Source organism: Roseococcus sp. GW821-FHT12F05 (assembly GCF_058806835.1).
In genome coordinates, this window is the sequence record NZ_JBXAQB010000003.1 from 154,741 (window position 1) to 179,984 (window position 25,244).

Sequence of the window (25,244 nt, forward strand, 5' to 3'; positions counted from 1 at the left end):
TCGGCCTCGGCCGCCTTCTTCTGGTGCAGGTCGCTTGCACGATAGAAGGCCGGCGCGAGGTCGAGATAGAGCTCCGGCCCGTAATAAGCGCAGCAATGTGCGGGGCGGCGGGCCGGACATGGGAAGCAGGATGAAGCCAGGGCCGCGCGGCTTCGTCCCGCCTGCGGCCGGGAGGTATTGACCCCCGCTCGTTGTCGATATTCGATACGTTATATTGAAATTCGATACCTGATGCGAGGGGCAGGCTATGTCGAACATGGAGCGCGGCGACGACGGGCAACCCAGCCTCGGGACGGTGGTGAAGGCCTTCCGGCTGCTGGAGGCCTTCCCGGAGCGCGAGCGCTTCATGAGCCTGACGGAGCTCGCCGCCACCACCGGCCTGGACAAGAGCGCCGTGCAACGCCTGACCCGCACGCTGAAGGAACTCGGCTATATCGAGCAGGACCCGGCGACGCGCCGCTACGCCCTCGGCCGGCGCCTGCTCCACCTCGCCCATCGGTTCATGCGGTCCCATCCGCTGATGGAGCGGGCGCTGCCCCTGCTCGTCGATCTGCAGAAGGCGACGGGGGAGCGGGTGGATCTCGTCCTGCCGGACCATGGCCATGTGCTGCATGCGCTGCGCCTGCACGCGGGGACGGAGACCGCCCGGCCGTCGCTCATGCTGGGGCGCCGGCTGCCGACCTTCTGCTCGGCGGCGGGCCGGGCCATGCTGGCCGCCGGCGGTGACGGCGAGGCGGAGCGGGTGATCGCCTCCCTCTCGCGCACCGCCTTCACGCCACGGACGAAGACGGAGGCCGCGGATATCCTGGACGAGGTCAGGACCGCCCGCTTCCGCGGCTTCGCGATCGAGGCCGGCGAGTTCGTCCTGACCGAGAAGACCGTGGCCGCCGCCGTCACGGATCGCCAGTCGGTGGCCGTCGGCGCGGTGAGCGTGACCGTCTCCGCGGCGGACTGGACCGAGGAGGCCGTCCTGCAGCGCCTCGTGCCGAGGCTGGTCTCGACGGCGAAGGAACTGGGCGGCTGAATCGCGGGTGAAATGCTGGACGGCAGCAGGAGCTTCAACGCCGCCGGCTTCACCCTCCATGGCGGCGGAACGCGACGCCTGGGGGACGGCGCCTATTCGCCAGGCAGGTGCGAGGACCGGTAGGCCACGGGGAGCATATTCCCGACGGGCTATCCCGTCCGGATCTCCCGATCCACCTCTCCGGTCACGAAGTCGGCCAGGATCGGAATCTGCTGCATCAGCATCGGCAGGCCCGGATGCGTCGCGCAGCCGCGCGCCGCGGCCTCACCCAGGAAGCGGGTGACCTCCGGCTGCATGATGACCTCGGCCGCGAGCATGCCGGGCGTCAGCCGGGCTGGATCGATCGGCAGGTCGTCCGTCTCCTCCAGCCCGAGCGAGGTGGCGTTCACCACGATGTCGTGGCCTGCCGGATCGGCTCCGCCGGTGGCGACCACTGCGCCGGGGCAGGCGGCGCCAAGCCGTGCGGCCAGGGCCTCGGCGCGCGCGGCGGTCCGGTTGTGGATGGTGAGCGCCGCGACGCCGTGGCGCAGCATGGCGTAGCCGATCCCCGCGGCCGCACCGCCGGCCCCCGCCATCCAGATTCGCCGCCCGCGCACCTCATGGCCCGCGGCGCGCAGCCCCGCGACGAAGCCCTCGCCGTCGAACTGGCCGCCGGTCAGGCTGCCATCCGCCTCGCGCCGGATCGCATTGACAGCGCCGACGAGGCGGGCCGGCTCGGTGAGCCGGTCGCAGAGGCCCGCGATCACCTCCTTGTGCGGCACGGTCACGATGATGCCGCCGAGGTTCCGCACGCCCCGCAGCGCCTGGACCACCCCGGCCAGCTCCTCCGGCCCGACATGCATGGGCACCAGCACCGCGTCCCGGCCGATATTGGTGAAATGCGCGTTCATCACGCTGGGCGTGCGCACATGGCCGATGGGGTGCGCCAGGATCACGACCAGGCGGGTGTGGCCGCTGATCGAGGCGCGCGTGCCGAGCTCGCGTGTCGGAGGGGGCATTTTTGATCTCTCAGCGCATCAGGCGGCGATACGGTAGAACCGGGCGGCGGTGTCGTGGAACAGCGCGGCGCGCTCATGGGCCGACCAGCCCGCGGTTATCAGCTTGAAGGCGTTCCACAGCGTCGTGTAGGCGAAGCCCGCCTTGTCCACGGGAAAATTGCTCTCGAACATGCAGCGATCGGCGCCGAAGGCCTCGACGCAGGTCTCCACCGCCGGGCGCCAGGCCTCGGCGAGCTGCCTGGAATCCGGCGGCGCCGCGCCCTCGTGGAAGCCGTAGCCGAAGAGCCGCATGCCGAAGCCGCCGATCTTCAGGTGCAGGTTGGGGCAATGGGCGAGCTCGCGCAGCGCCGCGCTCCAGGCCGCGGTCACGTGGCGCCGCCGCCCCGCATAGGGGCCGATGCCCAGCGGCCCACCGATATGGTTGAGCACGATCTGCGTGTCAGGAAAGGCGTCCGCGAGGTCGCGCAGCTCGGCGAGCTGCGTGTGGTACATCCAGGCGTCGAAGCTGAGGCCGAGCGGCGCCAGCTGCGCGAAGCCGGCGCGGAAGGCGGGGTCCAGCAGCAGCATGGGCGGCGGCGTCGCGAGCGAGCCGCGCGCGGCCGGGTCGGGATGCCAGGCGGCGATGTGGCGCAGCCCGCGCAGGCGCCCATCGCCGGCCGCGATCTGCGCCTCCAGCACCGGGCGGATGGCGGCGCCGGCGCGCAGCTCGGCGAAGCCCACGATCCCAGCGGCCACGCGCGGGCCGCCGAGCTCTACGGTACGCCGGGCGGCCTCGGCCACGAACTCCGTCTCGCCGAGCGGGTGATATAGCGGGTCACCGTTACAGCGGTAATGCGTGTCGCATTCGATGAAGACGCTGGCGCGGATGTCGTGGCCACCAGCCGCGTCGGCGAGAAAATCCTCCAGCAGGTAGGGATCGCGCGGCGCGCCCCAGAGATGGTGGTGCGCGTCGATGATGGGCAGGTCCGGCTCCAGCGCTGGCTCGCGATGCTGGGCGAGCCAATCGGGCCGCACCGGCGGATGGCGCACGGGCTCGGCGGATGCGGGCTGGTTCAGGATATTTCTCCCCGTGGCGTTGCCGATTATGTGTCGACACTCATCGCGGGAAGGCTAGGGCAGGCCCTGGGCCGTGTCGATTCCGCCAAAGGTGAAAAGTGATCGTCCTCAAGTCTTCCGCCGATTGACAGTCCAAGCCCTGAACCGCCTAACTGTCGACAGAGGGGAAAATGCCATGACGGAGCACGGGATGCCCGGCCGATGAGTCCGCTGCGCCTGCACGGCCGCAGCGAGGGGGCGGGGCCGCTCACCGTGCTGCTGCATCCGGTCGGGCTGGACGGCAGCTTCTGGGGCGGCCTGCCCGCCACACTCGCCGCCCGGCGGCGTGTGCTCAGCCTGGACCTTGCCGGCCACGGCGCCTCGCCTGCCGTGGCACGCCCGCGCCCGATCGAGGCCTATGCCGACGACGTCGCCGCCGCGATCCGCGAGATCGATAAGGGGCCGGCGGAGGTGGTGGGCCTCTCCTTCGGCGGCATGGTCGCGCAGATGGTGGCGATCCGGCATCCGGATCTGATCTCCGCGCTGGTCCCCTGCGGCTGCGGCGGCACCTTCGCCGGGGAGATCCGCCCCATCCTGCGCGAGCGCGGCCTGACGGCCGAGCGGGAGGGCATGCAGGCCATCCTGGAGCCGACCCTCACGCGCTGGTTCACCCCGGATTTCCTGCCGGACGCCGCCGTGGAGCGCGTGCGCAAAAGGCTGCTCGCCGACGACGTGGCGGGATGGTCGGCCGGCTGGCACGCCATCGCGGGCCTCGACGCCACGCCGCATCTGGGCGGCCTCAAGGTGCCGACCCTGGTGATCGCGGGCGAGGCGGACGCGGCGACGCCTTCCGCCGTCTCGGAAGCGACCGTCGCCCGCGCCATCCCCGGCGCACGCTTCACCATCCTGCCCGGCGCCCCGCACATGATGCAGATCGAGTGCGAGGCGGCCTATACCGGGGCGGTGGCCGGCTTCCTTCTGCGGCGCGACGGGTGAGCGGGCTGCTGCATCACCGCCTGAGCGGACGCCCCATCAGCGAGGCGCCGGCCCTCCTGCTGATCCACCCCATGGGCGCCGCGCTGGACTTCTGGGACGCCTGCCTGCCCGGCTGGGAGCCGGACTTCGCCTGCCTTGCCGTGGACCTGCGCTCGGCCGGCGCCTCGCCGCGCGGCGACGGCCCGCCCGGCATCGACCGGCACGTCGCCGACCTGGAGGCGCTTCGGACATCTCTCGGCATTGCGCGCCTTCTGCCGATCTCCTGCGCGGTCGGCACCATGGTCGCCGCCGCCTATGCGGCGCGGCACCCGGATCGCGTCGCCGCGCTGATCCTGTCTAACCCGACCCCGGCGACCTCGGAGGCCGCGCGCGGCATGCTCCACGCCCGCGCCGAAGCCGTGCGCGCCGGCGGCATGAAGGCCATCCTGCCCGGCGCGGTGGAGCGGCCCTTCGAGGCGCAGCCGCGCGATGCCCGCTACATCAGCTACCTCGCCGCCTTCGCCGCGCAGGACGCGGCCGCCTATGCCGATGCTGTCGATGGCTTCGCCACCGCCGATGTCCGCGACGACCTCGCCCGCCTCCGCTGCCCCACGCTGCTGGTGCCCGCCGTGCACGACCTGCTGCTGCCGCCCGCGCTGGCCACGGAGTTTCAGCGCCTCATGCCACCCGGCCTCGCTGATATCGAGCTCGACGCCGAGGGTGCGCATTTCCTCCCCTACCAGCGCCCGGCGGACTTCGCCGCGCGTGTCTGCCGCTTCATCGCCGCCCTCCCGGGAGATCCATGACCATGGCCAACAAGGGCTTCCTGCTCGTCTTCATGCACCCGCCGCCGGCCTTCGAGGAGGAGTTCAACGCCTGGTACGACAGCGAGCACATCCCCGAGCGCCTCTCCGTCCCCGGCGTGCTGACGGGGCTGCGCTACATGCACGCGGCCGGCGGCGTGCCGCGCTACCTCGCGATGTACGACCTCGACCACGCCTCGGTGATGGATTCGCCCGAATACCTGCGCGTCGCGCACGAGAACTCCAGCCCCTGGACCAAGCGCGTGACCGCGCGCGCCCGCGTCCAGCGCTTCGCCGGCGAGCAGGTCTATCCCGGCCAGGCCGTCACCGGCCGCGCCGCCCGCATCCAGGTGCTGCGCTTCCGCGGCCTCGGGAAGGATGGGATCGAGGCCGTGATCGCGGGCATGCGCGCCTCCTACGAGGGCCGGCCGGAGGTGAGGCAGGTGCGCGTCCTCGTGCATGACACCGGCACGGAGGTGCTCGGCTTCGTCGAGGCGCGCGCGCCCCTGCCGGATCATGTGGACCTCGGTGCCTTCGGGGCCGCGGCCGACGCGCTGGACCTCGTGGGCTCCTACGCCGCCTTCTGACGGGGGATTTGGCCGCGGCGGCGCATCTCGATTAGAGATCGGTCATCACCTCACGGAGACGAGCGGGATGCGAATCGCTGGGCCGGATCCTTCGCCGTTCGGCACCGCGTGAACGCGGGACCGCAGGCCGGCGGGCCCGTTCCGACCGGATCGAATGTCGAGCGCTTCGACGCGATCATCCGCCGCGTGCTGGCGCGCGGCGAGGAGCATCCCTCGCTCGTCATCGACATCGCCTGCACCATCGGCGCCGAGATTCTCGACGGCGTCCTGCCGCCCCGGAGCGACCTCAACTCGGTGGACCTCGCGCGCCGCTTCAACACCAGCCGCACCCCCGTCCGCGAGGCGCTGGTGACGCTGGAGAAGGAGGGGCTGGTCGAGATCCCGCCGCGCCGCCGCCCGCGCGTCGCCGACCACGGCCGCGACGAGATCCGCGAGATCTACCAGGCCCGCGCCACCCTGCTCGGCCTGGTCGCCACCGAGGTCTGCGAGCGCGCCACGGACGAGGAGATCGCCGAGCTGCGCGCCATCGTCACCGGCATGGAGCAGGCGGCCGCTTCCGGCGACCGCAACGGCTACTACTGGGGCAACGTGCTCCTGCACGAGCGCTTCACGGAGCTCTCCGGCGACCGGACGGTGATCCGGCTGCTGAACTCGCTGGTCCTGCGCAGCCTGCGCTTCCGGCGCCTGACGCTGGCCCAGCCGGAGCGCGTCCGGCGCTCCATCGCCGACCATTCGCGGCTGGTCACCGCGCTGGAGGAGCGCGACACCCAGCTCGCCTCGGCCATGGCGTCGGCCGTCGTGCTCGGCGCCCATCGCCTGCTCGACGACATGCTGGAGGCCGAGAGCGGGATGACCGAAGGCGCAAAGGCGCCGCAGGTCTGAATCCCGCGACAAAACAAATCTCAGCCGAGAGTGATGTGCGCGTCGCGGACGACCTGGGTCACGACCTCGCGCTGGCGGGCGAGCCAGGCGGTGAAATCAGCGGTGCTGTTGCCGACCAGCACCGTGCCCAGCGGCGCCATGCGCGCCTGCACGACCTCGTCGCGGCAGGCCTCGGCGACGGCGGCCTGCATGCGCGGGACGCAGGCGGCGGGCGCGCCCTCGGCGGCGAACATGCCGTTCCAGTCGTCCATGTCGAATCCCGGAAAGCCGCTCTCGGCCAGGGTGGGGATGCCGGGATAGGCGGGGCTGCGCTCGCTGCTCGTCATGGCCAGCGCCCGGGCGCGTCCGCCCTGGATCGGCACGCGGGCCGTCGAGCTGGTGAGGATCATGCTGTCGATCTGCCCGCCGGCGATGTCGCGCGCCGCATCGGCGCCGCCCCGATAGGGCGCGTGGATGAAGCGGAGCCCCGCGCGCAGCTCCAGCAGCGCCAGCGCCAGATGCCCCGAGCCCGCGGCCGGCGGCGTGCCGCAGGAGACGGTGCCCGGCCGCGCCCGCACATAGTCGATGAACTCGTGGATCGTGCGTGCGGGGAAATCCTGACGTACCGCGACCACCTGGGGAAAGCGGGCGGTCATGGTGATCGGCACGAAGGAAGTGGCGTAGTCGAAGGGCAGATCGCGCAGCAGCAGCGGGTTGGTGAGCTGGTTCATCGCGTCGACCAGGTAGGAATAGCCGTCGCGCGGGGCCTGCAGCACGGAGCTCGCCGCCACCACCGCATTGCCGCCGGTGCGGTTCTCCACGAGGACGCTTTGGCCGAGCGTCTCCGTCATCCGTGCCGCCAGCGGGCGGGCGGAGCTGTCGCCGCCACCGCCCGCGGTGAAGGGGGAGACGAGGCGGATCGGGCGTGAGGGCCAGTCGGTTTGCGCGCTCGCCCCTCGTGCGAGGAACGGCGTTGCGAGCGCGAGGCCGAGGGCCCCGCGCCTGTGGATGTTTTTCATTGTTGCCTCCCTGTGTGTTGTGGACGGCGCTAGGCCACGATGCCGTCCTTCCTCAGTGTCGCGATCTCGCTGGCGGCGAAGCCGGCCTCCATCAGCGTTGCGTCGGTGTGCTCGCCCTTCTCGGGCGCTGACGTCGCGATGCGCGCCTCGCTCGCCGAGAGGGTGAGGGGCGCGCCCAGCAGCTGGATCTCGCCGAGCCGCGGATGGGCCACGGACTGCACGATGCCGGATTGCCGCACCTGCGGATCGGCGAAGACCTGGTCGATGGCGTTGATCGGCCCGCAGGCGATCCCCGCCGCGTTCAGCCGCTCCACCCATTCCGCCACGGGCCTTTTCCGCGTCACCGCGCCCAGCGCCTCGTTGAAGGCGGGCCGGTTGGCGAGCCGGGCATCGGGATCGGCGAAGCGGGGATCGGCGATCAGCCCGGGTGCCTGGATGGCCTCGCAGAGCTTGCGGTACTGGCCCTGGCCCGAGGCGCCGATGAGGATCTCGCCGTCGCTGGCGGGATAGACGCCCATGGGCGTGGTGTAGGGGTGGTCGTTGCCGGTCTGCCGGTAGACCTTGCCGTCCATCAGCCAGGCCGTCGCCTGGAAGTCGAGCATCGCGATCTGCGCCTGCAGCAGCGAGGTCTTCACCCACTGGCCCTCGCCCGTCGCCTCGCGGTCGAGCAGCGCGACCAGGATGCCGATGGCGGCGAAGAGCCCGGAGGAGAGGTCCGCGAGCGGGATGCCGGCGCGCAGCGGGCCGTGGCCCGGCAGGCCCGTCACCGACATCATGCCGCCCATCGCCTGCGCGATCAGGTCGAAGCCGGGCCGCGTGCTGTAGGGGCCCTCCTCGCCGAAGCCGGAGATGGAAGCATAGACGAGCCGCGGATTCACCGCGCGCATCGCCTCGTAATCGATGCCGAGGCGGTGCTTCACGTCGGGGCGGTAGTTCTCGACCAGCACGTCGGCGCTTGCGGCCAACCGCTTGAGCACGGCCACGCCGGCGGGCGACTTCAGGTCCAGCACGATGGACCGCTTGTTGCGGTGCAAGTTTTGAAAATCCGAGCCGTCGCGCGAGCCGGTCATGTCGTCCTCGGCCGGGCCCTCGACCTTGGTGACCACGGCGCCCCAGTCCGAGAGCTGCTTCACCGCCGTCGGCCCCGCGCGCACCCGCGTCAGGTCCAGCACGCGGTAGCGCGCGAGGGGCGAGTGCCCGCTCATGCCACTGATTTCCGCGGCAGCAGGCCGCCCTTCATCACCTTGCCGGGCAGCGGGTGGCCCAGCATCTCCTCGGCCATGACAGCTGCGCGGATCAGCGCGGGCAGGTCGATGCCGGTGTCGATGCCCATCTCCTCGCAGAGATAGGCCAGGTCCTCGGTGCAGATATTGCCCGCGGCGCCCTTGTGGCCGGCGAAGGGGCAGCCGCCGAGCCCGCCGATCGAGCCGTCGAACTCCCGCACGCCGAGCTCCAGCGCGGCCACGGCATTGGCCATGGCGGTGCCGCGCGTATCGTGCAGGTGCAGCTTGATCGCGAGGTCCGGCCAGCGCTCGCGCACCGCCGAGATCATGCCGCGGATACGGTCGGGCGTGGCCCAGCCCATGGTGTCGGCGAGGCTGACATGCTGGAGCGAGGAGCCCGCCGCGACGAGCATATCCTCCGCGCGCGCGATCAGGCCGATGACGCGATCGACCGGCACGTCGCCCTCGAAGTTGCAGCCGAAGGCCGCCATCACGCCCAGGCAGTCCGGCGCCACGCCGGCGGCGCGGTAGCGCGCGATCCAGTCGGGGATGTCGGCGAAGGTGTCGTCGATGCTGCGGTTGGTGTTGCGCTTGACGAAAACCTCGCTCGCGGTGAGCTGCAGCCGCCCGTCGAGGTCCACATTGCCCAGAGCCACCGCGCGATCGAGGCCGCGCGGGTTGAGCCACAAGCCGCGATAGGTCACGCCGGGATGGCGCGTCATCCGCTGGAAGACCTCCTCGGTGTTCGCCATCGGCGGAACGGCCTTCGGGTTCACGAAGGAGCCCACCTCGATCTCGCGCACACCGGCCGCGGCGATGGCGTCGAGCAGCTCCAGCTTCTGCTCCACGCCGAGCAGCGTCGGCTCGATCTGGAGGCCGTCGCGCGGCCCGACCTCCATCAGATGGGCGGTCCTCGGCAGCATCGCGTCAGGCCGCGTCGAGCACGGCGGGATCGAAGGGGTAGGGGACCGGCGGCCCGCCGCGCAGCGGCAGCACCACGCGCGCCGTGCCGGGCGTGCCCTCCTGGCCCCTCTGGTCGAGCATGCCGATCTCGAGATCCACGACGCCGAACTGGCCCCGCCGCTCCTTGCCCGTGACCTTGCCCCAGGCGGTCAGCGTGTCGCCGGGGACGTTCATCCCACGGAATTGGAAGGCGACCTTCCAGGCCCAGCCGGTGTCGCCCGCCCAGTCCGCGAGAAGCTGGATCATGACGTGCTGCTTCCAGCTGCCGTTCACCATGACGTCGGGCAGGCCGTCATGCTCGGTGGCGTACTTCCAGTCGTAGTGGATGCGGTGCCAGTTCTCCATGGCGGCCGACCAGCGCACGATATGCGCCGTCGTCATCGGCCCCTTCACCACGCTCGGGATCGCCTGACCCACTTCGATATCGTCGAAAACAGCGCCCATCGTCTCGGCCCTCATCGCAGGATGATCGTGTTGGTGGAGCGCAGCAGCTTCTCGCCGGCGCCGGTCTCGTAGCTGTCCTCGATCACGACGAAGACGATCGGTCCCGTGCGGCCGTTGCGCTGGTAGATGTCGGCATAGCGGCTCTTGAGCACGATCTGCTCGCCGGGCCGGGCATAACGGAACAGCTCGTACTCGTAGCCGCCGTTCATCAGCCGCTTGAGCGGCACCTCCACCGGCGGCAGGCCCGGGCGCAGCGCGCGGTCCACGCCGTCGTAGTCCGGCTGATCCATCATCTCCAGCGGATCGGGCTGCTCCTCGGTGCGGCGGGTGATGTGCACGGGAAAGCCCATCGGCGCGACCGGGCCGCCATAGCGCTGCGACGCCTCCGGGTCCCAGAAACGCGGCGCGTTGTCGATCAGCGCCTGGTGGAAGCGCCGGACCTCGGAGGATTCGACCGCATGGCGCGCGGTGATCGGCGGCGCCTCGGCGCCGATGATCGCGCGCACCTCGGGCGTGATGTAGTCGGGGATGGTCTCGCTCACCGGCGGAACAGGGTGGTGCGCAGCACCGCGCAGAGCTCCCCCCTCTGATTGGTGAAGCGCCGCTCCGACACCACCTGGCCGAGCCTCCCGACCTTGCCGTGCTTGAGCTTCGCATCGACCATCGCGGTGCGGATGGTGAGGACGTCGCCGACGATCATGGGTTCGAAAAAGTCGTAGTCGTCCTGGCCGTGCACGGTGGCCTTCCCGAAGGGGAAGTCGTGCTCGTAGATCGAGCAGGTGAAGAAGTAGAGCCAGAGCAGCGGCCAGGGCGCGACGACGCCGCGATAGCCGCGCGCCTTCGCCGCAGCCTCGTCGAAATGGATCGGATCGAGGTCGCCGACGCAGAGCGCCATGCGCCGCACGGCGCCGAGCTCGACGAGGGTCTGCACCTCCTCGCCGATCGGGCCGATCAGGGATTGCAGATAGGCCGCGGCCTCGGCGTCGCTGACTTCGGTGATGGTGTCGGACATGGGGATCTCCTCCGTCAGCGCCGCGGCAGCTCGACCACGGCCGAGCCGGGCGTGGTGACCTCGCCGCGCTGGTTCTCGACGCGGCATTCGAGATCGAGGAAGGCCTTTCCGCCCTCCTCGTATTTCCGCTTCACGCGGCCGTGCAGGTAAGCCATGTCGCGCGGCATGGTGGAGCCGCGGTTCTGGTCGTGGAATTTGATCAGTCGCGCGTCGCGACCCATCCACTGCACGACCGCCGTCAGCAGGTAGGAGGCCATCAGCGGGCCGGAGAGGATGATGCCGGGCAGGCCCTGCGCCTTGGCCACGTATTCGTCGTGGTGGAACTCGGATTCGTAGTTGTCGCAGGCGCCGGCCCAGCGCACCTGGTGGCCGACCATCATCGGGCCGTGGGTGACGACCGGCAGGTCCTGGCCTTCGGCGAAATCCTCGAAAGTGCGCCGCACGGGCTCGACCGTCTCGACGTTCAGCATGCTGTGTGTCCTCTCATCGAATGGCCCCGGCCTCGGCGAGCTCGGCCCTTCGTGCGGAAGGCAGGCCGAGCAATTCGCCGAAGACGTAGTCGTTGTGCGCGCCGAGCCCGGGCATGGGAGCCAGCAGGCCGCGCCAGCCCCCGGCGTCGGTCCAGGGCAGGGCAATGCTCCAGGCGCCGCCCTCCACCTGCCGAAAGATTCCGCGCGCGGTGAGATGCGGGTCGCCAACGAGCTCATAGATGCCGCGCGATCTCGCGGCCGGCACGCCGCGCGCGCGCAGCGCGGCCTCGGTGGTGGCGCCGTCCTGCGTGCGGCACCAGGCCGCGATGCCATCGCCCAGTTCGGCGGAAGCCGCGAGCCGTCCTTCGACGGTCGCAAGGGCGCTCGATTCCGCCCAGCCGAGGACGTCGCGCAGCCGCGCCCAGGTCGCGTCATCCGGCACGGAGAGCGCGAGCCAGTCATCCTCGCCCGCGCAGCGGAACAGGCCTGAGGGCGCGCCGGACAGATCCTCTACGCAGCCATGCCGCGGCACCGCGCGGCCGAGCCCTGCATGCAGCAGCGCATCCGGCAGCAGCGCCACGGTGGATTCCAGCATGGAGAGGTCGAGATACGCCCCGCGCCCCGTCGCCGCGCGATGCCGCAGCGCGGCCAGGATCGCGAAGGACTCCCAGAGCGAGGTCACCGGATCGGTCCAGGCGGGCATGATGCCCATGGCCTCGAGCTTCGCATTGGCCCGGCCGATCAGCCCGACGCGGCCGCTATAGGCCTGCAGCAGGGAGCCATAGGCGAGCAGGTCGCGCTCCGGTCCCTCGCGGCCGAGGCCCGAGGCGGAGACGTAGATCAAATCGGGCCGGACTTGCGCGAGATCGTCATAGGCGAGCCCGTTGCTCCGCAGCACGCGGGAGGAAAAATTCTCCACGACCACGTCGCTCTTCGCCACGAGGCCGCGGATCAGCCGCTGTCCCTCTTCCGTGGTGATGTCCACGGTGCAGGAGCGCTTGTTGTTGTTCACGACAGCGAACCAGCCGCTGCGATGGGCGAATTCGGGACGCACAGTGGATTCGATCTTGATGATCTCGGCGCCCAGCGCGCCGAGCATCTTGGTCGCCATCGGACCGGCCACGACCCAGGAGAAATCCACCACGCGAATGCCGGCGAGCGGCAGGCGCGGCCGCGCGCCGGCCAGATGCGGGGCCGTGGGGCGGGACACGAAGCCGCCTGCGCGTATCGCCTGCGGCACCGTCACCGGCTCGCCGCGCGGCAGGGCGAAGCCGGCGCTGTCCGTCATGGCGAAGGGCAGGCCTGGCACGGGCAGATCGCCCAGCGGCCGGAAGAAGCGCCGCGCCGCGAGCTGCGGATTGGCGACGAGATCCTGCGCGGTGCTCACCGGGAAGCACGCCACGCGCGCGGCCTGGGCCCGCATGGCGATGTCGCGCGCTGTCTCGCCGATCGACCATTCCGACATGCGCCGGCCCAGCTCGGCGGCATTCGCGGTCCGCACCGCGCGGGTGCCGCAGAGCGCGGCGTCGTCCGCCCAGCCCGGCTGGCCCATCAGCTCGACCCAGCGCGTCCATTGGTGGTCCTCGCGCGGCGAGACCATGATGCTTCCATCCGCGCACGGCAGCAGCCAGACCAGCCCGCCGGCGATGGTGATCTCGCGTCCCGCCGCGCGCCTGCGGCCCGGCGGCAGCACGCCGTCATGCAGCTCCGCCAGCGCGTCCACCAGCATCCAGGCGAAGACGTCCTCGGCAGACAGGTCGAGATACGGCGCGAGGCCGTCGCCGACCTCCATCACCGCCGTCATCGCGGCATTGGCGGCGATCAGCCCGACCAGCATGGCCGCCTCGCGATCGGGACAGCCGAGGGGCGGCGCCGCTTCCGGATCGCTGACCGGGCAGGCCTGGTGATAGGCGAAGCCGCCGCCATGCTGCGCGGTGAAGGCGGTGCCGGGCGTGCCAGCGCGTGGACCAGTCAGCCCATGCGGACTGAGCACCAAGGTGGGCCGCCGCGCGGGATCGTCGCGCGCGGGCAGGAGGTGGGCGTATTCCGCCTCGCTCTCCGGCGCCCAGAGCACGAGATCGGCCTCGCGCGCCAGGGTGGCGATGCGGTGCTCCTCGGCGTCCACGCATGTCTTGCCGTGGTTGAGATAGGCGAAGAGCGCGCTGCCGCCCTCTTCCAGCAGCGGCGGCGCCTGGCGCAGCGTGTCGCCGGCAGCGGGCTCCGGCCGCAGCACCTCCGCGCCGAGATCCGCCAGCAGCCGCGCAGCGAAGGCCAGCGAGACGTCCGAGCCGAGCTCCAGCACGCGCAGCCCGGCGAGCGGCGCCAGAGTAGGTGAGGGAGGGGCCGCGTCCACCCGATCGCTCAGCGGATGATGAGGTTCGTGGTCGAGCGCAGCAGCGGCCGCCGCTCCTCGCCCGCGGCGAATTCGTCGTCGATGGTCACGATCACCATCGGCCCGCTGCGTCCCTGCCGCTGACGCACGTCGCGATAGGTGCTGCGGCACCAGATGCTCTCGCCCACGCGGGCATGGCTGAGGAACTCGTACTCGTAGCCGCCGTTCAGCACGCCCGAGAGCGGGATGGGCATGCGCGGCAGATGCGGGCGCAGCACGCGCGTCTCGCCGTCGAACTCCGGATCGCCGCGGCCCTCGAGCGGATCGACGGGGTCGGAGGCCGGGCGGCGATAGGCGTGCACGGGGAAGGCGAGGGGAGCGACGGCGCCACCTTCGGCGTCCGGCCGGAAGCGTGGATGAGTGTCCATGGTGGCGTGGACGAAGCGGCGCAACTCGCTCGGCTCGACCGGGTGGGTGGCCTCCACCCAGTCCGAGCGCGCGCCGATCAGCGCGCGCGCTGCGTCGGTGACGAGATCCATGCCGTCTTCCTCCTGCCAGGTGGCCCTTGAGTGTCCACACTTAAGGCAATTTCATCGAAAGAATGTCGATGAGGAGCCGTCATTGCAATAGATGTGTCGACAGATTCGCTGACCTGCCCCATAAACCTCCCAAGGCCGCCGAAGCGGCCACGGGAGGTTCGACGGCATGCGGATCGCGTTCATCGGCGCGTCGCACTGGCATTTGCCGCTCTATCTGGAGCCCGCGCTGGCGCTGCCCGGCGTCACGCTCGCGGGCATGGCCGACCCCGACCCTGATAGAGCGGCGGCGCTCGGCCAGCGTTTCGGCTGCCCCGCCGACGGCGATTTCCGCGAGCTCTGCCGCCGCCACCGTCCCGATTTCGTCTTCGCCCTCGGCCGCCACGCCGACATGCCCGAGGAGGCCGAGTTCCTCATCGACGAGGGCATCCCCTTCGCGGTGGAAAAGCCCTGCGGTGTCGACACCTCACAGGTCGAACGTATCGCCGCGCGGGCGGCATCGCGCGGCACTTTCGCCGCGGTTCCGCTGGTGCTGCGCAACGGCGACTTCTTCCCGATGATCCAGGAGCTCGCCGCCGGGGACGGCGGCGTGCAGCACATGTCCTTCCGCTTCATCGCCGGCTTCGCGCAGCGCTACCTCGATGCCGGCTGCGCCTGGAACCTGGACCCCGTGCTGGCCGGCGGCGGCTGCATGCTCAATCTCGGCGTGCACTTCGTGGACATCGTGCACGCCCTCTGGGGCGAGGCGGCGCGCCCGGTCGCGGCCAGCTTCTCCAACGCCGCCTGGGGCCATGACGTGGAGGACTACGCCAGCATCGTCTTCGCCGGCCCGGGCGGCGCATTGGCGCAGGTCGAGACGGGCTACCTCTACCCCGCGCCCACCAGCAATTTCGACCTGCACTTTGCGCTGCGCACGCCGCGCCACTACCTGGTCGCGCCCGACCCGGAGACGGTGGAGCTGACCGCCAATGACGGCACGCGCCGCACCATCCGCACGCACACCACCAATGTCGGCCAATACGCGCCCTTCGTCGCCGACGTGCTGGCGCGCGCGCGCCGCGGCGCCGCGCCGCTCGCTGATCTCGGCGCCATGCTGCCGGTGATGCGCCTCACCGAGGCCGCCTACGCGCTGGGCGGCCGGAAACTGGGCGCGCCCGCATGACCGGAGTGCCGTCGCGCCGCAACTGACCGCCGACCATCACGTGTTCGAGGGAGGAAACAAGAATGACCAAGAAGATCTCCACGATACCGCTTGCGCGCCGCCGATGGGGCGCCCTGCTCGCCGCCGTGCTGGGCCTCGCGGCCCTTCCCGCCGATGCCGCCGAATGGCCGCAGCGGCCGATCCGCCTGATCGTGCCCTATGCTCCCGGCGGCGGCACCGACGTGGTGGCGCGCGCTTTGGCGCAGACCATGACGGGACAGCTGCCCTACGCCGTGCTGGTCGAGAACCGCGCGGGCGCCGGCGGCGGCATCGGCGCGGAGGTCGTGGCGCGCTCCGCCCCCGACGCGCACACGATCCTCTTCACGAACAACGGCTATTCGGTGCTGCGGGTGATCGCTCCCAATCCGGGCCTCGACTACACGCAGGCGCTGTCGCCCGTGACCATCGTCAGCGAGGCGCCGATGATCATGATGATCGCGAACAGCGTGCCGGCGACGAACCTGCAGGAGTTCCTCGCGCTGATCCGCGCCAACCCCGGACGCTACGACTACGGCAGCACGGGCACGGGCGGCGTCAACGGCCTGACGGCGCTGATGTTCCTGCGCGCCGCCCAGGTCAACCTGAACGAGGTGCCCTATCGCGGCGGCGCGCCGGCGACACTCGACCTCTACGCCGGGCGCATCGCCATGCTGTTCGACGCGAGCTCCACCGCGCTGCTCACCGTGCGCGGCGGCCAGGCACGGGCCATCGCCGTCAGCTCCGCGGAGCGCAGCCCCTCCGCGCCGGAGCTGCCAACGCTGCGGGAAGCCGGCGTGCCGGCCTCCACGAGCGTCTGGATGGGCATCTTCGCCCCCTCGGCCACGCCGCCCGACCTGCGGGATGCGCTGCATGCGGCGATCCTGCGGGCGCTCGCCACGCCCGAGCTGCGGTCCCGCTTCGCCGAGTTCGGCACGGACCGCATCCCGGCGACGAGCCCGGACGAAAGCGCGCGCTTCGTCGCGGGCGAGGTGGAGCGCTGGGAAGGCCTGCTGAGCACCCCGGCGGCGGCGCGTTGAGACCGGCGCCCGGCAGGCCGGGACCTCCGGCTCTCGGAGTCCCTTCCCGGGAGAGGCCCTGCACGGTGCCTCGCCCCGCCGGATAGTCCTCCCTGGAGATGACGAAGCGCGGCCCGTGAGCGCTTCCACCGGGGCGAGCGTCCATGCATCACACGCATGGAGGGCGCATGGACGGCCCGCCAAGCGGATTGACGATGGCTTGACGCACGCGATGGTTCAACCTCGTTGGCAGGGGAGGTCGGACCAGCATGGCGGTTTCGCATGGCGGCAATATCTGGGCGGCGTGCCCCGTCACCGGCCGGACGGCGAACCCGATGGCGCAGCCGCAGCAGCCGGGGCAGGCGCTGGAGCTGTACGGCTACCGCAACATCCTGGGGACGCCCCAGCCGGGCCAGCTTTCCCGGCGTATGCCGGACGAGACCCTCTGGCGCCTCGCTCGCGCGATGAATCCGAGCAGCATCGATGTCGTCTCGGAGCAGAATCCGAACCTTCCTTCCGGCTTCACCTATCTGCTGCAGCTCGCCGCGCATGACTGCGTGCACACGCCCACGCCGTTCTGGCAGGTCACGCCGGGGCGCGTGGCCGCGCGCAACGCCCGCACCGCGCAGCTGCGGCTGGACACGCTTTACGGCCTCGGCCCCTTCGGCACGCCGCACGCCTATGCGCCGGACGATCCCCGGGACGTGACGCGCACCAAGCTGCGCCTGGGCGAGATGAGGCCCGGGCCGGTCGCCGCCTCGCCCACGCCCGTGCGCGACATCGCGCGCGTCGCCGGGCCGAAGGGCGAGGGCGTGCCCGGGCTTATCGACCCGCTCATCTGCGACCCGCGCAACGAGGACCATGCGATCCTCGCGCAGATGACGGTGCTCTGGCACATGGTGCACAACTCCATGGTCGACCTGGCCCGCAGCCCGCTGGGCACCGGCCCGGCGGATCACGCGCGGGAAGCCCATTTCATCTGGGCGCGCTCCGCGACCACGCTGATCTATCGCCGCATCCTGCGGGACGACCTGCTGAAGCGGCTGCTCCACGAGCCGGTCTTCCAGCACTACGCCACGGCGGGAGAGAACGACCTTCTCGACGGGGATCCGGAGCGCCCCGGAGGCTCGGTGCCCCTGGAGTTCTCGCATGGCGCGATGCGCTTCGCCCACACCATGATCCGCCCGGCCTACCGCGTCACCGACACGAACGAGCCCAAGCTCCGGAACGCGATGCTGCAGACCAGCGCTCGCCGCCCCGCGGAGATGCCGCTGGGCACGGACTGGATCATCCGCTGGAGCCACTTCTTCGAGGACGTCACGTCGAAGGCGCCCGCCAATATCAGCCTGCTCATCCGCCCCCGCTACATCCAGGCGCTGATGAGCAGCGACCTGTTCTCAGGCCCGGCGCCGGGTCACGGGCTGGCGATGCAGGACCTGGCCAGCGCCGCGGCGTCGCCCCTCTGGTCCGTCGCGGCCCTTCACGACGAGATCGCCAGCCAGGCGGCCGGCAGGGGCTGGAACGATCCCTTCGCCGGCTGCGACCTGGCCCAGCCGGCAGCGCGGGAGGCCGCGCTGACGGACTGGCTGGCCCGGCACAGCATGACCGGCGATCCCTTCACGCAGCAGGAGATCGCCGATCTCGCCAAGGACCCGCCGCTTCCGTTCTACATCCAGTTCGAGGCCGAGCATGTGGGCCGCGGCAGGCGCCTGGGTCCCCTCGGCTCCATCCTGCTGGCGGAAACCTTCTTCGGCGCCCTGCTCGGGGACCCGCTGCCGGGGGAGCCGCCCGGCGCCGGACCGGGCCCTCCGCTGGACGAGGCGCTCCTGGCGCTGGCCGGGGCGCTCGGCGTCCCGCTCGGCGGCGCGAGCCTTCCGAAGGACGCGACCATGGGCGCGCTCATCCGCTGGGTCGCCGACGCGCGCGGCCTGAACGAGGCGACGCCTGCCTTTCTTTGATTCCACCCATCACCCACCACCACGAGGAGATTTGCATGACCGATAATTATACCCCTCCGCCCCTGGAGACGATGACCCTCGACAACTACGACATCCTCGGCCGGCTCGTGAAAAGCTGGTCCACCGGGGACAAGAAATACTTCAACGGCACGCTGTATCCCGAGCCGACCACCATCCAGGAGCTCCGGGATCTCCTGCAGCTCCTCGGCGCGGGGGCCAATATCCCGGCCAACATCACGAAGCTGACCCTCGTGCGCTATGGGCCGAACGAAATGGTCCTGCGCATTCCGCCGGCCGCCCTCATCAAGGCCAAGGAGGAGCGGCTCAGCGAGCCCGGCACGACCTACTCGGTGCCGGATTTCTACAACGAGAATCCGATCGAGGGCACGCAGCCGGACGCGACCCCGGAGCAGAAGATGCTGCTCCAGGCCCGCCGCATCGGCGACTACACCATCGCCCATTGCGAATAGGCGCGGATGGAGGGGCGTTCAGGCCTGCTGCCACTGCCCGAACGTGACGCCATCCGCGGGAATCCCTGCGCCGCTGACACCGCGGCGCAGGCGCTCCCAATGGACCTGACTGGTGAAGGGATACTGGTGCAGCAGCCACCGCCCCATCTCCGCTTCCGTGGCCGGCCCGGGACCGACCCAGGCGGCACGCACCAGCTCGAAGAAGCGCGCCGCGCTGCGCCGCGCGCCCGCCGCATCGCCGAGATTGTGCAGCGCCGCCGCGCGCCAGGCGGGCAGCGTGCGGATCACGTCCTGCGCGCGGTCGCAGGCCGCGAGGGTCGCCTCGTCGTCGCCGCGCAGATAGGCCACCACCACCTGGTAGCCCCACAGGGTCGGCGAGACGACCAGCGTCATCTCCAGCGCCTCGTCTGCCAGCCGCCGCGCCTCGCCATGCTGGCCCGAGAAGGCATGGAACAGCGCCGAGGAGATCAGCGTCCAGCTGTCGTTCGGGTTGAGCTGCGTGGCCCGGCGCATGTGCGGAGCGGCCATGCTCCCCTCTCCGGACATGGCCAGCGACCAGCCCAGCACCAGATGGGCACGGGAATCCATGGGGTCGAGCTGCACGGCCTTGCGGGCGAGCTCGAGGGCCCTGGCCTCCGTCGCGCGGCTGCGCCACGAGCCTGGATTGGCGATGTGCCCGCCGTTGTGGGACTGCGCGAGGCTGCTGTAGGCGGGCGAGAAGGAGGGATCCGCGGCGATGGATTCCTCGAAGAGCTGGCGCGCGCGCGCATAGCGGTCGCCCCGGAAGCCACGCATCACCGACTGCCCGAGCAGCCAGCGGTCGTGCGCGGCCATCACCACCTCCTTCTGGAGCGGCAGGCTCGCCAGCCGCGCCGCCGAGACCTGGCCCTTCAGCGAGGTCGCGATGCTTCGGACCAGCTCCCGCTGCGTGTCGAACCAGGTCGCGAGGTCGAGGTCGGAACGCTCGCCCCAGACGACCAATCCGCTCTCGGCCTCGCGCAGCGTCAGGACGAGGCTGATCCCTTCGCCGCCCTGATAGGCCACGGCGCTGACGGTGTAGCGGCTCGAGATCCGGCCGGAGACGATGGAGGAGGGCGGGGGCGCGCCGCCGTCCAGCACGAACCATTCGCGGAACCGCACGAGGCAGGCGATCAGGTCGTGCCGGAAGCCGTTCACCAGATAGACGCGGTCCTCCGGCACGCCATGCGCCACGAAGTTCTCGACCATCAGCGCCATGCGCGCGGCCGCCGCGGGCGCGGCATGGGCCGCTCCGTTCACCGCGGGCAACGGCCGGGCCGAAGGGGCGGGCGCGATTTCGCCCGACTTGATGTCCGCGACGAGCTTCTGCGTCGCGGGCGAGGGCTCCATGTCGAAGTCGTCGCCCAGGACGTTCCACAGGGCCTCGTAGGCGCGCAGCGCGCCCGCGACGTCGCCGTCACGGGCCGCCGTCAGCATCACGTGGCGGCAGGCTTCCTCGTGGGTCTGGTCGATGTTGAGGAGCGCGCGCGCGGCGTCGCGGCCGAGCGACCGGTCCGAGTCGGACAGCATCGCCTCGAGGCCGGAGATCAGCCTCTCCTGCAGGGCATTCCGGCGGGACCGCACCCAGGCGGTGAAGGCGGGGTCGAGGTCGTCGAGGCCGTCGAACAGCTGGTCGACGATGCCGACGGTGTTCAGCAGGCTCGGCTCGATCCGGCCTTTCGAGAGGGATGCCAGGATCCGCCCGAGGTCGTGCTCCACGACGCCGGGCATCAGCGAGATGGAAAGCCGCTCGGAGCGCAGGGTGCCGGGCGGCAGCGCCTCGCGCAGCTCATAGACGACCTGGCGGAGGGAGGCCCGCGCCTTCTCCTCGGAGGCCTCGCTCCAGAGCAGCCCCGCAAGCCGCTCGCGCGTCACCTCCTGTCCATCGGCGAGGGCGACGCAGCCGAGCACCGCACGGGCCTTGCGGTGCCGCAGACGCAGCTCCTCCGGGCCCTGCATGACGCGGATCGAACCGAAGAGCGTGAGATCGATGGCGGCAGGGACCAGCGCGACACGGCTGAGTGCTTCGGTTGCTGTCGTCGCCCCCGTCATGCCACCTCCAAACACCGAAGGGCCCTCTGCTCGGAAATACAGGCTGCCTCCTCGAAATATAGGTTGCCCTGTCAGCATAAGGAAACCCCCGTCGTGATCCCGGGGCCGTCTTCCGTCGAGCGAAGCGTGTTCACGCCGCGAAGTAAATCAAGCCGCATGTATCGAGCGCCGATCCATGCCCCCTGACGGCTTCGTGGTGGCCATGCGCGGCCGGCTGACCCTCGTTTCCGGCGAGGCGGAGCCTGACCGGATGGATGACGTGTGGTTCGTCGTGTCCCGGCTCGGCCCTGCCGGGCTGATCCTGGCGGTGGGCGTCGTCGGGGCCGACAGCAGCGAAGCGGCGCGGCCCCGGCTGGTCCCGCGCATGACCCTCCTGGGGCGGCACGTCGCGCCGCGCCCGGGGCGCCCAGGGCTCCTCTTCCGCCTGCTCGGCGAGCCCATCCCGCATATCCGATTCGCCGGCACGTGGTGCGCCACGACCGGGCATGCGCATATCCGCGGCTCCATGCCGGAGCTGCGCCTCCTCGCCTCCGGACGGCTCGCCGGCGGGCCGGCCTGGCGGATCCACGCCAGCCAGCGCCCCTGGATCGGCGACTGGTCCGGCCCGGATCACGAAGGCCTGACGCTGGAATGATGCCGCTCCCGCGATGATGCGCCTGCCACGACGGGGCGCAGCAGGAGAGAGACCATGCAGGGACTCGCGAGCGGACGGGCGATGCGGCGGACCAGCCTGATGTCGCTGATGGGGCTGGCGGCCTGCGGAAGCGCCGCCGTCGTCTTCGAGCCGCCGGGATCCGCGTCCACGCCCGCGGCGGCGGTCGCCGCGGCCGAGCGGCGCACGATTCCCCTGGCCCTGCCGAACAGCCGCATCGCCGTCAGCCGGGTGCGGCCCGAGGGAAATGCCCAGCCGGCCGCGCCCGGCTACCGGGTGACCGTGGTGCCGACGGCCAGCGCGCTGCGGTTCCGCGCCGGGCCCTACCAGGATTTCCTGTCGCGGAACGTGCTGGCGATCCGCACCACCGAGAACAGCGTGGTGCCGATCAGCGTGGGCAACACCTTCACCGACGAGACGGCGACGCGCATCGGCCAGATCGGCGGCGTGATCGCGATGGTCGCAAGGGTCGCCGCCGTCGGCCCGCTGGGCGCCGGCGCCGCGCCCGGCCGCGGCGCCTGCGCCCGGGAGGAACTGCCCGAGTTCTTCGTGGACGTGACCGGCCCCGAGCTGCTGAACGGGGCGCCGCGCCCGGTTCCCGGCGGGCGCGACTGCTTCACCTGGAGCCTCTCGCGCGAAGGTGGGCCGCCCGCGCCCGACGGCAGCATCACGCGGGCGGAATTCGCGGCGCTGATCAACGGCCGGGAAGGCCGCTCCGCCGGCTTCTGGCCCGTGCCCACCTGCCTCTCCCTGCGCCTGACCGTGCGGCGCCGGGGCGACGCGGGCGATCTGATCTCCGCGGCGATGACCGCGGCGGATCCCGAGCGGGTGCAGCTTTACCCGCTTCCGGAGGACGGCACCCTCGCGATGCATCCGGTCTGCGGCGCGGATCTCACGAACAAGCCGTTCGATCGCTGGGGCGCGGCCTTCTCCGCCCTCTCGGCCGTCGACACGCAGATCCAGGCCGTCGGCAAGGCCGCGCAATAGGCGGCGTCCACCAGCAGGAGACACCAGCCATGTCCTACGGAAGGGCGGCTTCGGCCCCGGCGCCTATACGTCGGGATTCAACCGCACGTCCTCGGCAACGCCGCTGGTCGCGGGCGCCTGCGCCCTGGTGCTCCCGGCGCGGCCGGGCCTGTCCGAGGCGGAGGGGCGGCGCCTGCTCTGCGCCACGGCCGACCGGATAGGCCCCTTTCCCTATGAGAATGGCCGCAACGACCATGCCGGCTTCGGCCGGCTGAACGTGCTGCGCACCGTGGAGGCGGCCCTGGCCCTGCCGTGAGCGGCCGGAGCCAGCCCGGCTGGCATGATTCCGCGGCTTCCGGCGGTGCTCAGCCGGCGCGCTTCGCCCGCTCGGCGATCGCCCGCGCCCGCGCCAGCAGCGCCTGCGCCCGCTGGACGATGGGGATGTCGATCATCTTGCCGTCCAGCGACCAGGAGCCGCGATTGGCGGCCGCGGCCTCCTTGTCCAGCGTCACGATCCTTTCCGCCTTCGCCACCGCCTCCGGCGAAGGGCTGAAGCCCTTGTTCAGCACCGGCACCTGCGCCGGATGGATCGCCGAGGCGCCGACGAAGCCGTAGGAGGCGGAGAGCCGCACGATGCGCTCGTACTCCACGAGGTCGGAATAATCGGCGACGGTGCCGATCGTGCCCATCGGCATCAGCCCATGCGTGCGCGCGGCCTGGAGCACCTGCTGCTTCGGCAGCAGCAGCGTCTCGGCGGTGGGTTCGCCGCCCATCTCGGTCGCATAGTCCTCGGCGCCGAGCGACAAGGCGAGGTTGCGCGGCGTGGCGCGCGCGATCTCCTGCGCGTTCGCCAGCGGCCCCGGCCCCTCGATCAGCACCGTGAAGCGGATCGAGCGGTCGGGGATGCCGCGCTGCGACTCCAGCCGGGAGACCAGCTCGTCCAGCAGGCGCAGGTGGTCGGGCCCCTGGGCCTTGGTGATCATGAAGCCGTGGACGCCCGGCAGCACCGCCGCCTCGATGTCGCGCACCGCGAGCTCCAGCGGCTGGTTGATGCGCACCAGGATGTCCGAGACGCCCTCCCGGCGGATGCGCTCCACGGCCGCGGGAACGGCCTTGCGCGCCTCGGCCTTGTCGGCCGGCGCGATGCTGTCCTCGAGGTCGAGCTGGATGACGTCGGCGCCGCGCGACGAGGCCTTGGCGAGGAAGCGCTCGACATTCACCGGCACGAAGAGGCCGGAGCGCCAGACGGGATGGGAAGGGAGGGTCATGATAAGGTCCTTGGCGAGTCCTGGCCCATGCTGTCCCCGATCCCGTCCGGCGCGAAGAGCCTCAATCGGTGATCGCCTGATAGACCAGCGCGTTGATCACCCGGCGGTTGTACTGCCGCAGCAGGCCCGGCGTCGCCGCCATGAAGACCACGGCCAGCTGCTCGCGCGGATCGACCCACATCGCGGTGCCGTAGGCGCCGTTCCAGCTGAACATGCCGGGATTGCCGAGCAGGGCGCTGCCGCCCTCGCGCCGCACGGCGACGGTGAGGCCGAAGCCCCAGTTCACCATGTTGCCCTCGGTGTTGGTGAGGTCGTTGCGGATTCCCGGAAACATATGGTCGCGCGTCATCTCCGCGACGCTCGCGCGGGAGAGGATGCGCTGGCCGTCCAGCGTGCCGCCGTTCAGCAGCATCTGGGCGAAGCGGATGTAGTCGCCCGCCGTGGAGACGGCGCAGCCGCCGCCGCAGTCGAAGCGCGGCCGCGTCAGCCCCACCTCCACCGATTGCGGCTGCCGCGTGATGGGATCGACCGGCAGCGGCGTCGCGTAGCGGGCGCGCTGCGCCTCCGAGACCACGAAGCCCGTATCCGCCATGCCGAGCGGCCGGAAGATGCGCTGCTGCATCGCCTCGCCCAGCCGCTGCTCGGTGAGCTGCTCGACCACCGCGCCCAGCACGTCGATCGAGAGGCTGTAGTCCCAGACCGTGCCGGGCTGGTGCAGCAGCGGCAGCGTGGCGAGCTTCGCGATGAGGCCGTTCGTGTCGTACTCGCGCGAGGCCGAGCCGGAGGAGGCCGGGTACTGCCGGTGCAGCGCCGTCGTGCCGCGTCCGCCATAGGTGATGCCCGAGGTGTGGCGCGCGAGGTCGATCAGCGTGATCGGCCGGGCGGCCGGCACGGTGTTCTCCGGGTTGCCGTCCACGGCGACGCGGCGGTTCCCGAGCGCCGGGAAGAAGCGCGTGATCGGATCGCCGATGGAGAGGCGGCCCTCCTCCAGCAGCGTCAGCAGCGTCACGCCGGTCAGCGGCTTGGTCATGCTGGCGATGGGGAAGATGGCGTCGAGCGGCATGGGCCGCGTGCGCGCGCCGTCGAGGCTGCCGAAGGCCTCGTAATAGGCGAGCTGGCCGCGCCGCGCGACGGCGACGACCGCGCCGGGCAGCTGGCCGCGCGCGATGTCGGCCTCCATCGTGGTGCGGATCCGGTTGAGCCGCTCGGCCGAGAAGCCGAGGGTCTCCGGCGCCGCGCGGGGCAGGGGATCGGCCGCCCGGGCGGACGTCATGACCGGCGGTGCGGCGGGCAGGGCAAGCAGGGCCAGCGTGGCCAGCAGGAGCTTCTTCATGGACCGGTCTCTCCCATGGGCTGGCTTGGGCGCCGGCCTCGCCGGTCAG

General features: G+C 71.3%; 26 protein-coding genes. 12 read left to right on the forward strand and 14 right to left on the reverse strand.

The window, feature by feature from the left end; all coding sequences use genetic code 11:
- Positions 1-247: 247 nt before the first annotated feature.
- Entirely contained in the window at positions 248-1,024 is a 777-nt protein-coding gene (locus tag AC1ROY_RS09160) for an IclR family transcriptional regulator (RefSeq protein ID WP_493148491.1), read from the forward strand.
- 149 nt (positions 1,025-1,173) lie between these two features.
- Here AC1ROY_RS09160 and AC1ROY_RS09165 read toward each other — a convergent pair whose 3' ends face one another.
- Both AC1ROY_RS09165 and AC1ROY_RS09170 read right to left on the reverse strand, forming a co-directional pair.
- Positions 1,174-2,022: a shikimate dehydrogenase family protein gene (locus AC1ROY_RS09165; RefSeq protein WP_493148492.1), complete on the reverse strand. Its 849-nt coding sequence runs from the start codon at positions 2,020-2,022 to the stop codon at positions 1,174-1,176.
- An 18-nt stretch (positions 2,023-2,040) separates the two neighbouring features.
- Positions 2,041-3,051 (reverse strand): amidohydrolase family protein, encoded by a 1,011-nt coding sequence (locus AC1ROY_RS09170; protein ID WP_493148493.1) that lies wholly within the window; start codon positions 3,049-3,051, stop codon positions 2,041-2,043.
- Between the two features lie 228 nt (positions 3,052-3,279).
- On the opposite strand from AC1ROY_RS09170, the gene AC1ROY_RS09175 reads away from it, so the two are divergent.
- The 4 genes from AC1ROY_RS09175 (at position 3,280) to AC1ROY_RS09190 (ending at position 6,304) form a co-directional block, all read left to right on the forward strand.
- Positions 3,280-4,053 carry an alpha/beta fold hydrolase gene (locus AC1ROY_RS09175; protein ID WP_493148494.1) on the forward strand — a complete coding sequence of 258 codons (774 nt, stop codon included), beginning with the start codon at positions 3,280-3,282 and terminating at the stop codon, positions 4,051-4,053.
- Positions 4,050-4,838: an alpha/beta fold hydrolase gene (locus tag AC1ROY_RS09180; RefSeq protein WP_493148495.1), complete on the forward strand. Its 789-nt coding sequence runs from the start codon at positions 4,050-4,052 to the stop codon at positions 4,836-4,838. The genes AC1ROY_RS09175 and AC1ROY_RS09180 overlap by 4 nt, the downstream gene beginning before the upstream one ends.
- A complete protein-coding gene (locus tag AC1ROY_RS09185; protein WP_493148496.1) occupies positions 4,835-5,422 on the forward strand; it encodes a hypothetical protein in 588 nt (195 codons plus the stop codon). The genes AC1ROY_RS09180 and AC1ROY_RS09185 overlap by 4 nt, the downstream gene beginning before the upstream one ends.
- Positions 5,423-5,530: 108 nt before the next feature.
- Complete coding sequence (locus tag AC1ROY_RS09190) at positions 5,531-6,304, forward strand: GntR family transcriptional regulator (RefSeq protein WP_493148497.1); 774 nt, start codon at positions 5,531-5,533, stop codon at positions 6,302-6,304.
- Between the two features lie 20 nt (positions 6,305-6,324).
- Here AC1ROY_RS09190 and AC1ROY_RS09195 read toward each other — a convergent pair whose 3' ends face one another.
- From AC1ROY_RS09195 to AC1ROY_RS09235, 9 genes are read right to left on the reverse strand one after another with little or no spacing between them, the layout of a single operon-like run.
- Complete coding sequence (locus AC1ROY_RS09195) at positions 6,325-7,302, reverse strand: Bug family tripartite tricarboxylate transporter substrate binding protein (RefSeq protein WP_493148498.1); 978 nt, start codon at positions 7,300-7,302, stop codon at positions 6,325-6,327.
- Positions 7,303-7,331: 29 nt separating this feature from the next.
- Positions 7,332-8,507: a CaiB/BaiF CoA transferase family protein gene (locus AC1ROY_RS09200; RefSeq protein ID WP_493148499.1), complete on the reverse strand. Its 1,176-nt coding sequence runs from the start codon at positions 8,505-8,507 to the stop codon at positions 7,332-7,334.
- Positions 8,504-9,448, reverse strand: a complete 945-nt coding sequence (locus tag AC1ROY_RS09205) for a hydroxymethylglutaryl-CoA lyase (protein ID WP_493148500.1) — start codon at positions 9,446-9,448, stop codon at positions 8,504-8,506. Before AC1ROY_RS09205 ends, AC1ROY_RS09200 begins: the two co-directional genes overlap by 4 nt.
- 4 nt (positions 9,449-9,452) lie before the next feature.
- A complete protein-coding gene (locus AC1ROY_RS09210) occupies positions 9,453-9,947 on the reverse strand; it encodes a hotdog family protein (RefSeq protein WP_493148501.1) in 495 nt (164 codons plus the stop codon).
- The gene (locus AC1ROY_RS09215; RefSeq protein ID WP_493148502.1) at positions 9,944-10,474 is read right to left on the reverse strand and encodes an FAS1-like dehydratase domain-containing protein; all 531 of its coding nucleotides are present in this window, start codon (positions 10,472-10,474) and stop codon (positions 9,944-9,946) included. Before AC1ROY_RS09215 ends, AC1ROY_RS09210 begins: the two co-directional genes overlap by 4 nt.
- Positions 10,471-10,944, reverse strand: a complete 474-nt coding sequence (locus AC1ROY_RS09220) for an FAS1-like dehydratase domain-containing protein (protein ID WP_493148503.1) — start codon at positions 10,942-10,944, stop codon at positions 10,471-10,473. The genes AC1ROY_RS09215 and AC1ROY_RS09220 overlap by 4 nt, the downstream gene beginning before the upstream one ends.
- Positions 10,945-10,958: 14 nt before the next feature.
- Positions 10,959-11,414, reverse strand: a complete 456-nt coding sequence (locus AC1ROY_RS09225) for a MaoC family dehydratase (RefSeq protein WP_493148504.1) — start codon at positions 11,412-11,414, stop codon at positions 10,959-10,961.
- A gap of 13 nt (positions 11,415-11,427) precedes the next feature.
- Positions 11,428-13,767, reverse strand: a complete 2,340-nt coding sequence (locus AC1ROY_RS09230; RefSeq protein WP_493148505.1) for a CaiB/BaiF CoA-transferase family protein — start codon at positions 13,765-13,767, stop codon at positions 11,428-11,430.
- Positions 13,768-13,775: 8 nt separating this feature from the next.
- On the reverse strand, positions 13,776-14,285 hold the full coding sequence (locus AC1ROY_RS09235) for an FAS1-like dehydratase domain-containing protein (RefSeq protein ID WP_493148506.1): 510 nt from the start codon (positions 14,283-14,285) through the stop codon (positions 13,776-13,778).
- Positions 14,286-14,451: 166 nt separating this feature from the next.
- On the opposite strand from AC1ROY_RS09235, the gene AC1ROY_RS09240 reads away from it, so the two are divergent.
- From AC1ROY_RS09240 to AC1ROY_RS09255, 4 genes are all read left to right on the forward strand, one after another.
- Positions 14,452-15,444: a Gfo/Idh/MocA family protein gene (locus tag AC1ROY_RS09240; RefSeq protein ID WP_493148507.1), complete on the forward strand. Its 993-nt coding sequence runs from the start codon at positions 14,452-14,454 to the stop codon at positions 15,442-15,444.
- Positions 15,445-15,506: 62 nt separating this feature from the next.
- Positions 15,507-16,499 carry a Bug family tripartite tricarboxylate transporter substrate binding protein gene (locus AC1ROY_RS09245; protein ID WP_493148508.1) on the forward strand — a complete coding sequence of 331 codons (993 nt, stop codon included), beginning with the start codon at positions 15,507-15,509 and terminating at the stop codon, positions 16,497-16,499.
- A gap of 248 nt (positions 16,500-16,747) precedes the next feature.
- Complete coding sequence (locus AC1ROY_RS09250; RefSeq protein WP_493148509.1) at positions 16,748-18,436, forward strand: peroxidase family protein; 1,689 nt, start codon at positions 16,748-16,750, stop codon at positions 18,434-18,436.
- 35 nt (positions 18,437-18,471) lie between these two features.
- On the forward strand, positions 18,472-18,906 hold the full coding sequence (locus tag AC1ROY_RS09255) for a hypothetical protein (RefSeq protein WP_493148510.1): 435 nt from the start codon (positions 18,472-18,474) through the stop codon (positions 18,904-18,906).
- Between the two features lie 18 nt (positions 18,907-18,924).
- On the opposite strand, the gene AC1ROY_RS09260 is transcribed toward AC1ROY_RS09255, so the two are convergent.
- Entirely contained in the window at positions 18,925-20,976 is a 2,052-nt protein-coding gene (locus AC1ROY_RS09260; protein ID WP_493148511.1) for an AfsR/SARP family transcriptional regulator, read from the reverse strand.
- Positions 20,977-21,151: 175 nt separating this feature from the next.
- On the opposite strand from AC1ROY_RS09260, the gene AC1ROY_RS09265 reads away from it, so the two are divergent.
- Genes AC1ROY_RS09265 through AC1ROY_RS09275 form a run of 3 tightly spaced genes read left to right on the forward strand, consistent with a single transcriptional unit; the run spans position 21,152 to position 22,910 of the window.
- The gene (locus AC1ROY_RS09265) at positions 21,152-21,610 is read left to right on the forward strand and encodes a hypothetical protein (RefSeq protein ID WP_493148512.1); all 459 of its coding nucleotides are present in this window, start codon (positions 21,152-21,154) and stop codon (positions 21,608-21,610) included.
- A 54-nt stretch (positions 21,611-21,664) separates the two neighbouring features.
- Positions 21,665-22,615 (forward strand): hypothetical protein, encoded by a 951-nt coding sequence (locus AC1ROY_RS09270; protein WP_493148513.1) that lies wholly within the window; start codon positions 21,665-21,667, stop codon positions 22,613-22,615.
- Entirely contained in the window at positions 22,539-22,910 is a 372-nt protein-coding gene (locus tag AC1ROY_RS09275) for a S8 family serine peptidase (RefSeq protein WP_493149016.1), read from the forward strand. Before AC1ROY_RS09270 ends, AC1ROY_RS09275 begins: the two co-directional genes overlap by 77 nt.
- 49 nt (positions 22,911-22,959) lie before the next feature.
- Here AC1ROY_RS09275 and AC1ROY_RS09280 read toward each other — a convergent pair whose 3' ends face one another.
- Positions 22,960-23,862 (reverse strand): HpcH/HpaI aldolase/citrate lyase family protein, encoded by a 903-nt coding sequence (locus tag AC1ROY_RS09280; RefSeq protein ID WP_493148514.1) that lies wholly within the window; start codon positions 23,860-23,862, stop codon positions 22,960-22,962.
- Positions 23,863-23,923: 61 nt separating this feature from the next.
- On the reverse strand, positions 23,924-25,195 hold the full coding sequence (locus AC1ROY_RS09285) for a serine hydrolase domain-containing protein (protein WP_493148515.1): 1,272 nt from the start codon (positions 25,193-25,195) through the stop codon (positions 23,924-23,926).
- Positions 25,196-25,244: the final 49 nt, after the last annotated feature.

What these genes read in the sequence shown, in the direction of transcription:
- AC1ROY_RS09200 (WP_493148499.1), bottom strand. Translation starts at nt 8,507, where the DNA reads ATGAGCGGGCACTCGCCCCTCGCGCGCTACCGCGTGCTGGACCTGACG.
- AC1ROY_RS09270 (WP_493148513.1), top strand. Translation starts at nt 21,665, where the DNA reads ATGCAGGGACTCGCGAGCGGACGGGCGATGCGGCGGACCAGCCTGATG.
- AC1ROY_RS09285 (WP_493148515.1), bottom strand. Translation starts at nt 25,195, where the DNA reads ATGAAGAAGCTCCTGCTGGCCACGCTGGCCCTGCTTGCCCTGCCCGCC.
- AC1ROY_RS09210 (WP_493148501.1), bottom strand. Translation starts at nt 9,947, where the DNA reads ATGAGGGCCGAGACGATGGGCGCTGTTTTCGACGATATCGAAGTGGGT.
- AC1ROY_RS09225 (WP_493148504.1), bottom strand. Translation starts at nt 11,414, where the DNA reads ATGCTGAACGTCGAGACGGTCGAGCCCGTGCGGCGCACTTTCGAGGAT.
- AC1ROY_RS09205 (WP_493148500.1), bottom strand. Translation starts at nt 9,448, where the DNA reads ATGCTGCCGAGGACCGCCCATCTGATGGAGGTCGGGCCGCGCGACGGC.
- AC1ROY_RS09185 (WP_493148496.1), top strand. Translation starts at nt 4,835, where the DNA reads ATGACCATGGCCAACAAGGGCTTCCTGCTCGTCTTCATGCACCCGCCG.
- AC1ROY_RS09265 (WP_493148512.1), top strand. Translation starts at nt 21,152, where the DNA reads ATGCCCCCTGACGGCTTCGTGGTGGCCATGCGCGGCCGGCTGACCCTC.
- AC1ROY_RS09280 (WP_493148514.1), bottom strand. Translation starts at nt 23,862, where the DNA reads ATGACCCTCCCTTCCCATCCCGTCTGGCGCTCCGGCCTCTTCGTGCCG.
- AC1ROY_RS09235 (WP_493148506.1), bottom strand. Translation starts at nt 14,285, where the DNA reads ATGGATCTCGTCACCGACGCAGCGCGCGCGCTGATCGGCGCGCGCTCG.
- AC1ROY_RS09260 (WP_493148511.1), bottom strand. Translation starts at nt 20,976, where the DNA reads ATGACGGGGGCGACGACAGCAACCGAAGCACTCAGCCGTGTCGCGCTG.
- AC1ROY_RS09255 (WP_493148510.1), top strand. Translation starts at nt 18,472, where the DNA reads ATGACCGATAATTATACCCCTCCGCCCCTGGAGACGATGACCCTCGAC.
- AC1ROY_RS09245 (WP_493148508.1), top strand. Translation starts at nt 15,507, where the DNA reads ATGACCAAGAAGATCTCCACGATACCGCTTGCGCGCCGCCGATGGGGC.
- AC1ROY_RS09160 (WP_493148491.1), top strand. Translation starts at nt 248, where the DNA reads ATGTCGAACATGGAGCGCGGCGACGACGGGCAACCCAGCCTCGGGACG.
- AC1ROY_RS09250 (WP_493148509.1), top strand. Translation starts at nt 16,748, where the DNA reads ATGGCGGTTTCGCATGGCGGCAATATCTGGGCGGCGTGCCCCGTCACC.
- AC1ROY_RS09240 (WP_493148507.1), top strand. Translation starts at nt 14,452, where the DNA reads ATGCGGATCGCGTTCATCGGCGCGTCGCACTGGCATTTGCCGCTCTAT.
- AC1ROY_RS09165 (WP_493148492.1), bottom strand. Translation starts at nt 2,022, where the DNA reads ATGCCCCCTCCGACACGCGAGCTCGGCACGCGCGCCTCGATCAGCGGC.
- AC1ROY_RS09220 (WP_493148503.1), bottom strand. Translation starts at nt 10,944, where the DNA reads ATGTCCGACACCATCACCGAAGTCAGCGACGCCGAGGCCGCGGCCTAT.
- AC1ROY_RS09195 (WP_493148498.1), bottom strand. Translation starts at nt 7,302, where the DNA reads ATGAAAAACATCCACAGGCGCGGGGCCCTCGGCCTCGCGCTCGCAACG.
- AC1ROY_RS09175 (WP_493148494.1), top strand. Translation starts at nt 3,280, where the DNA reads ATGAGTCCGCTGCGCCTGCACGGCCGCAGCGAGGGGGCGGGGCCGCTC.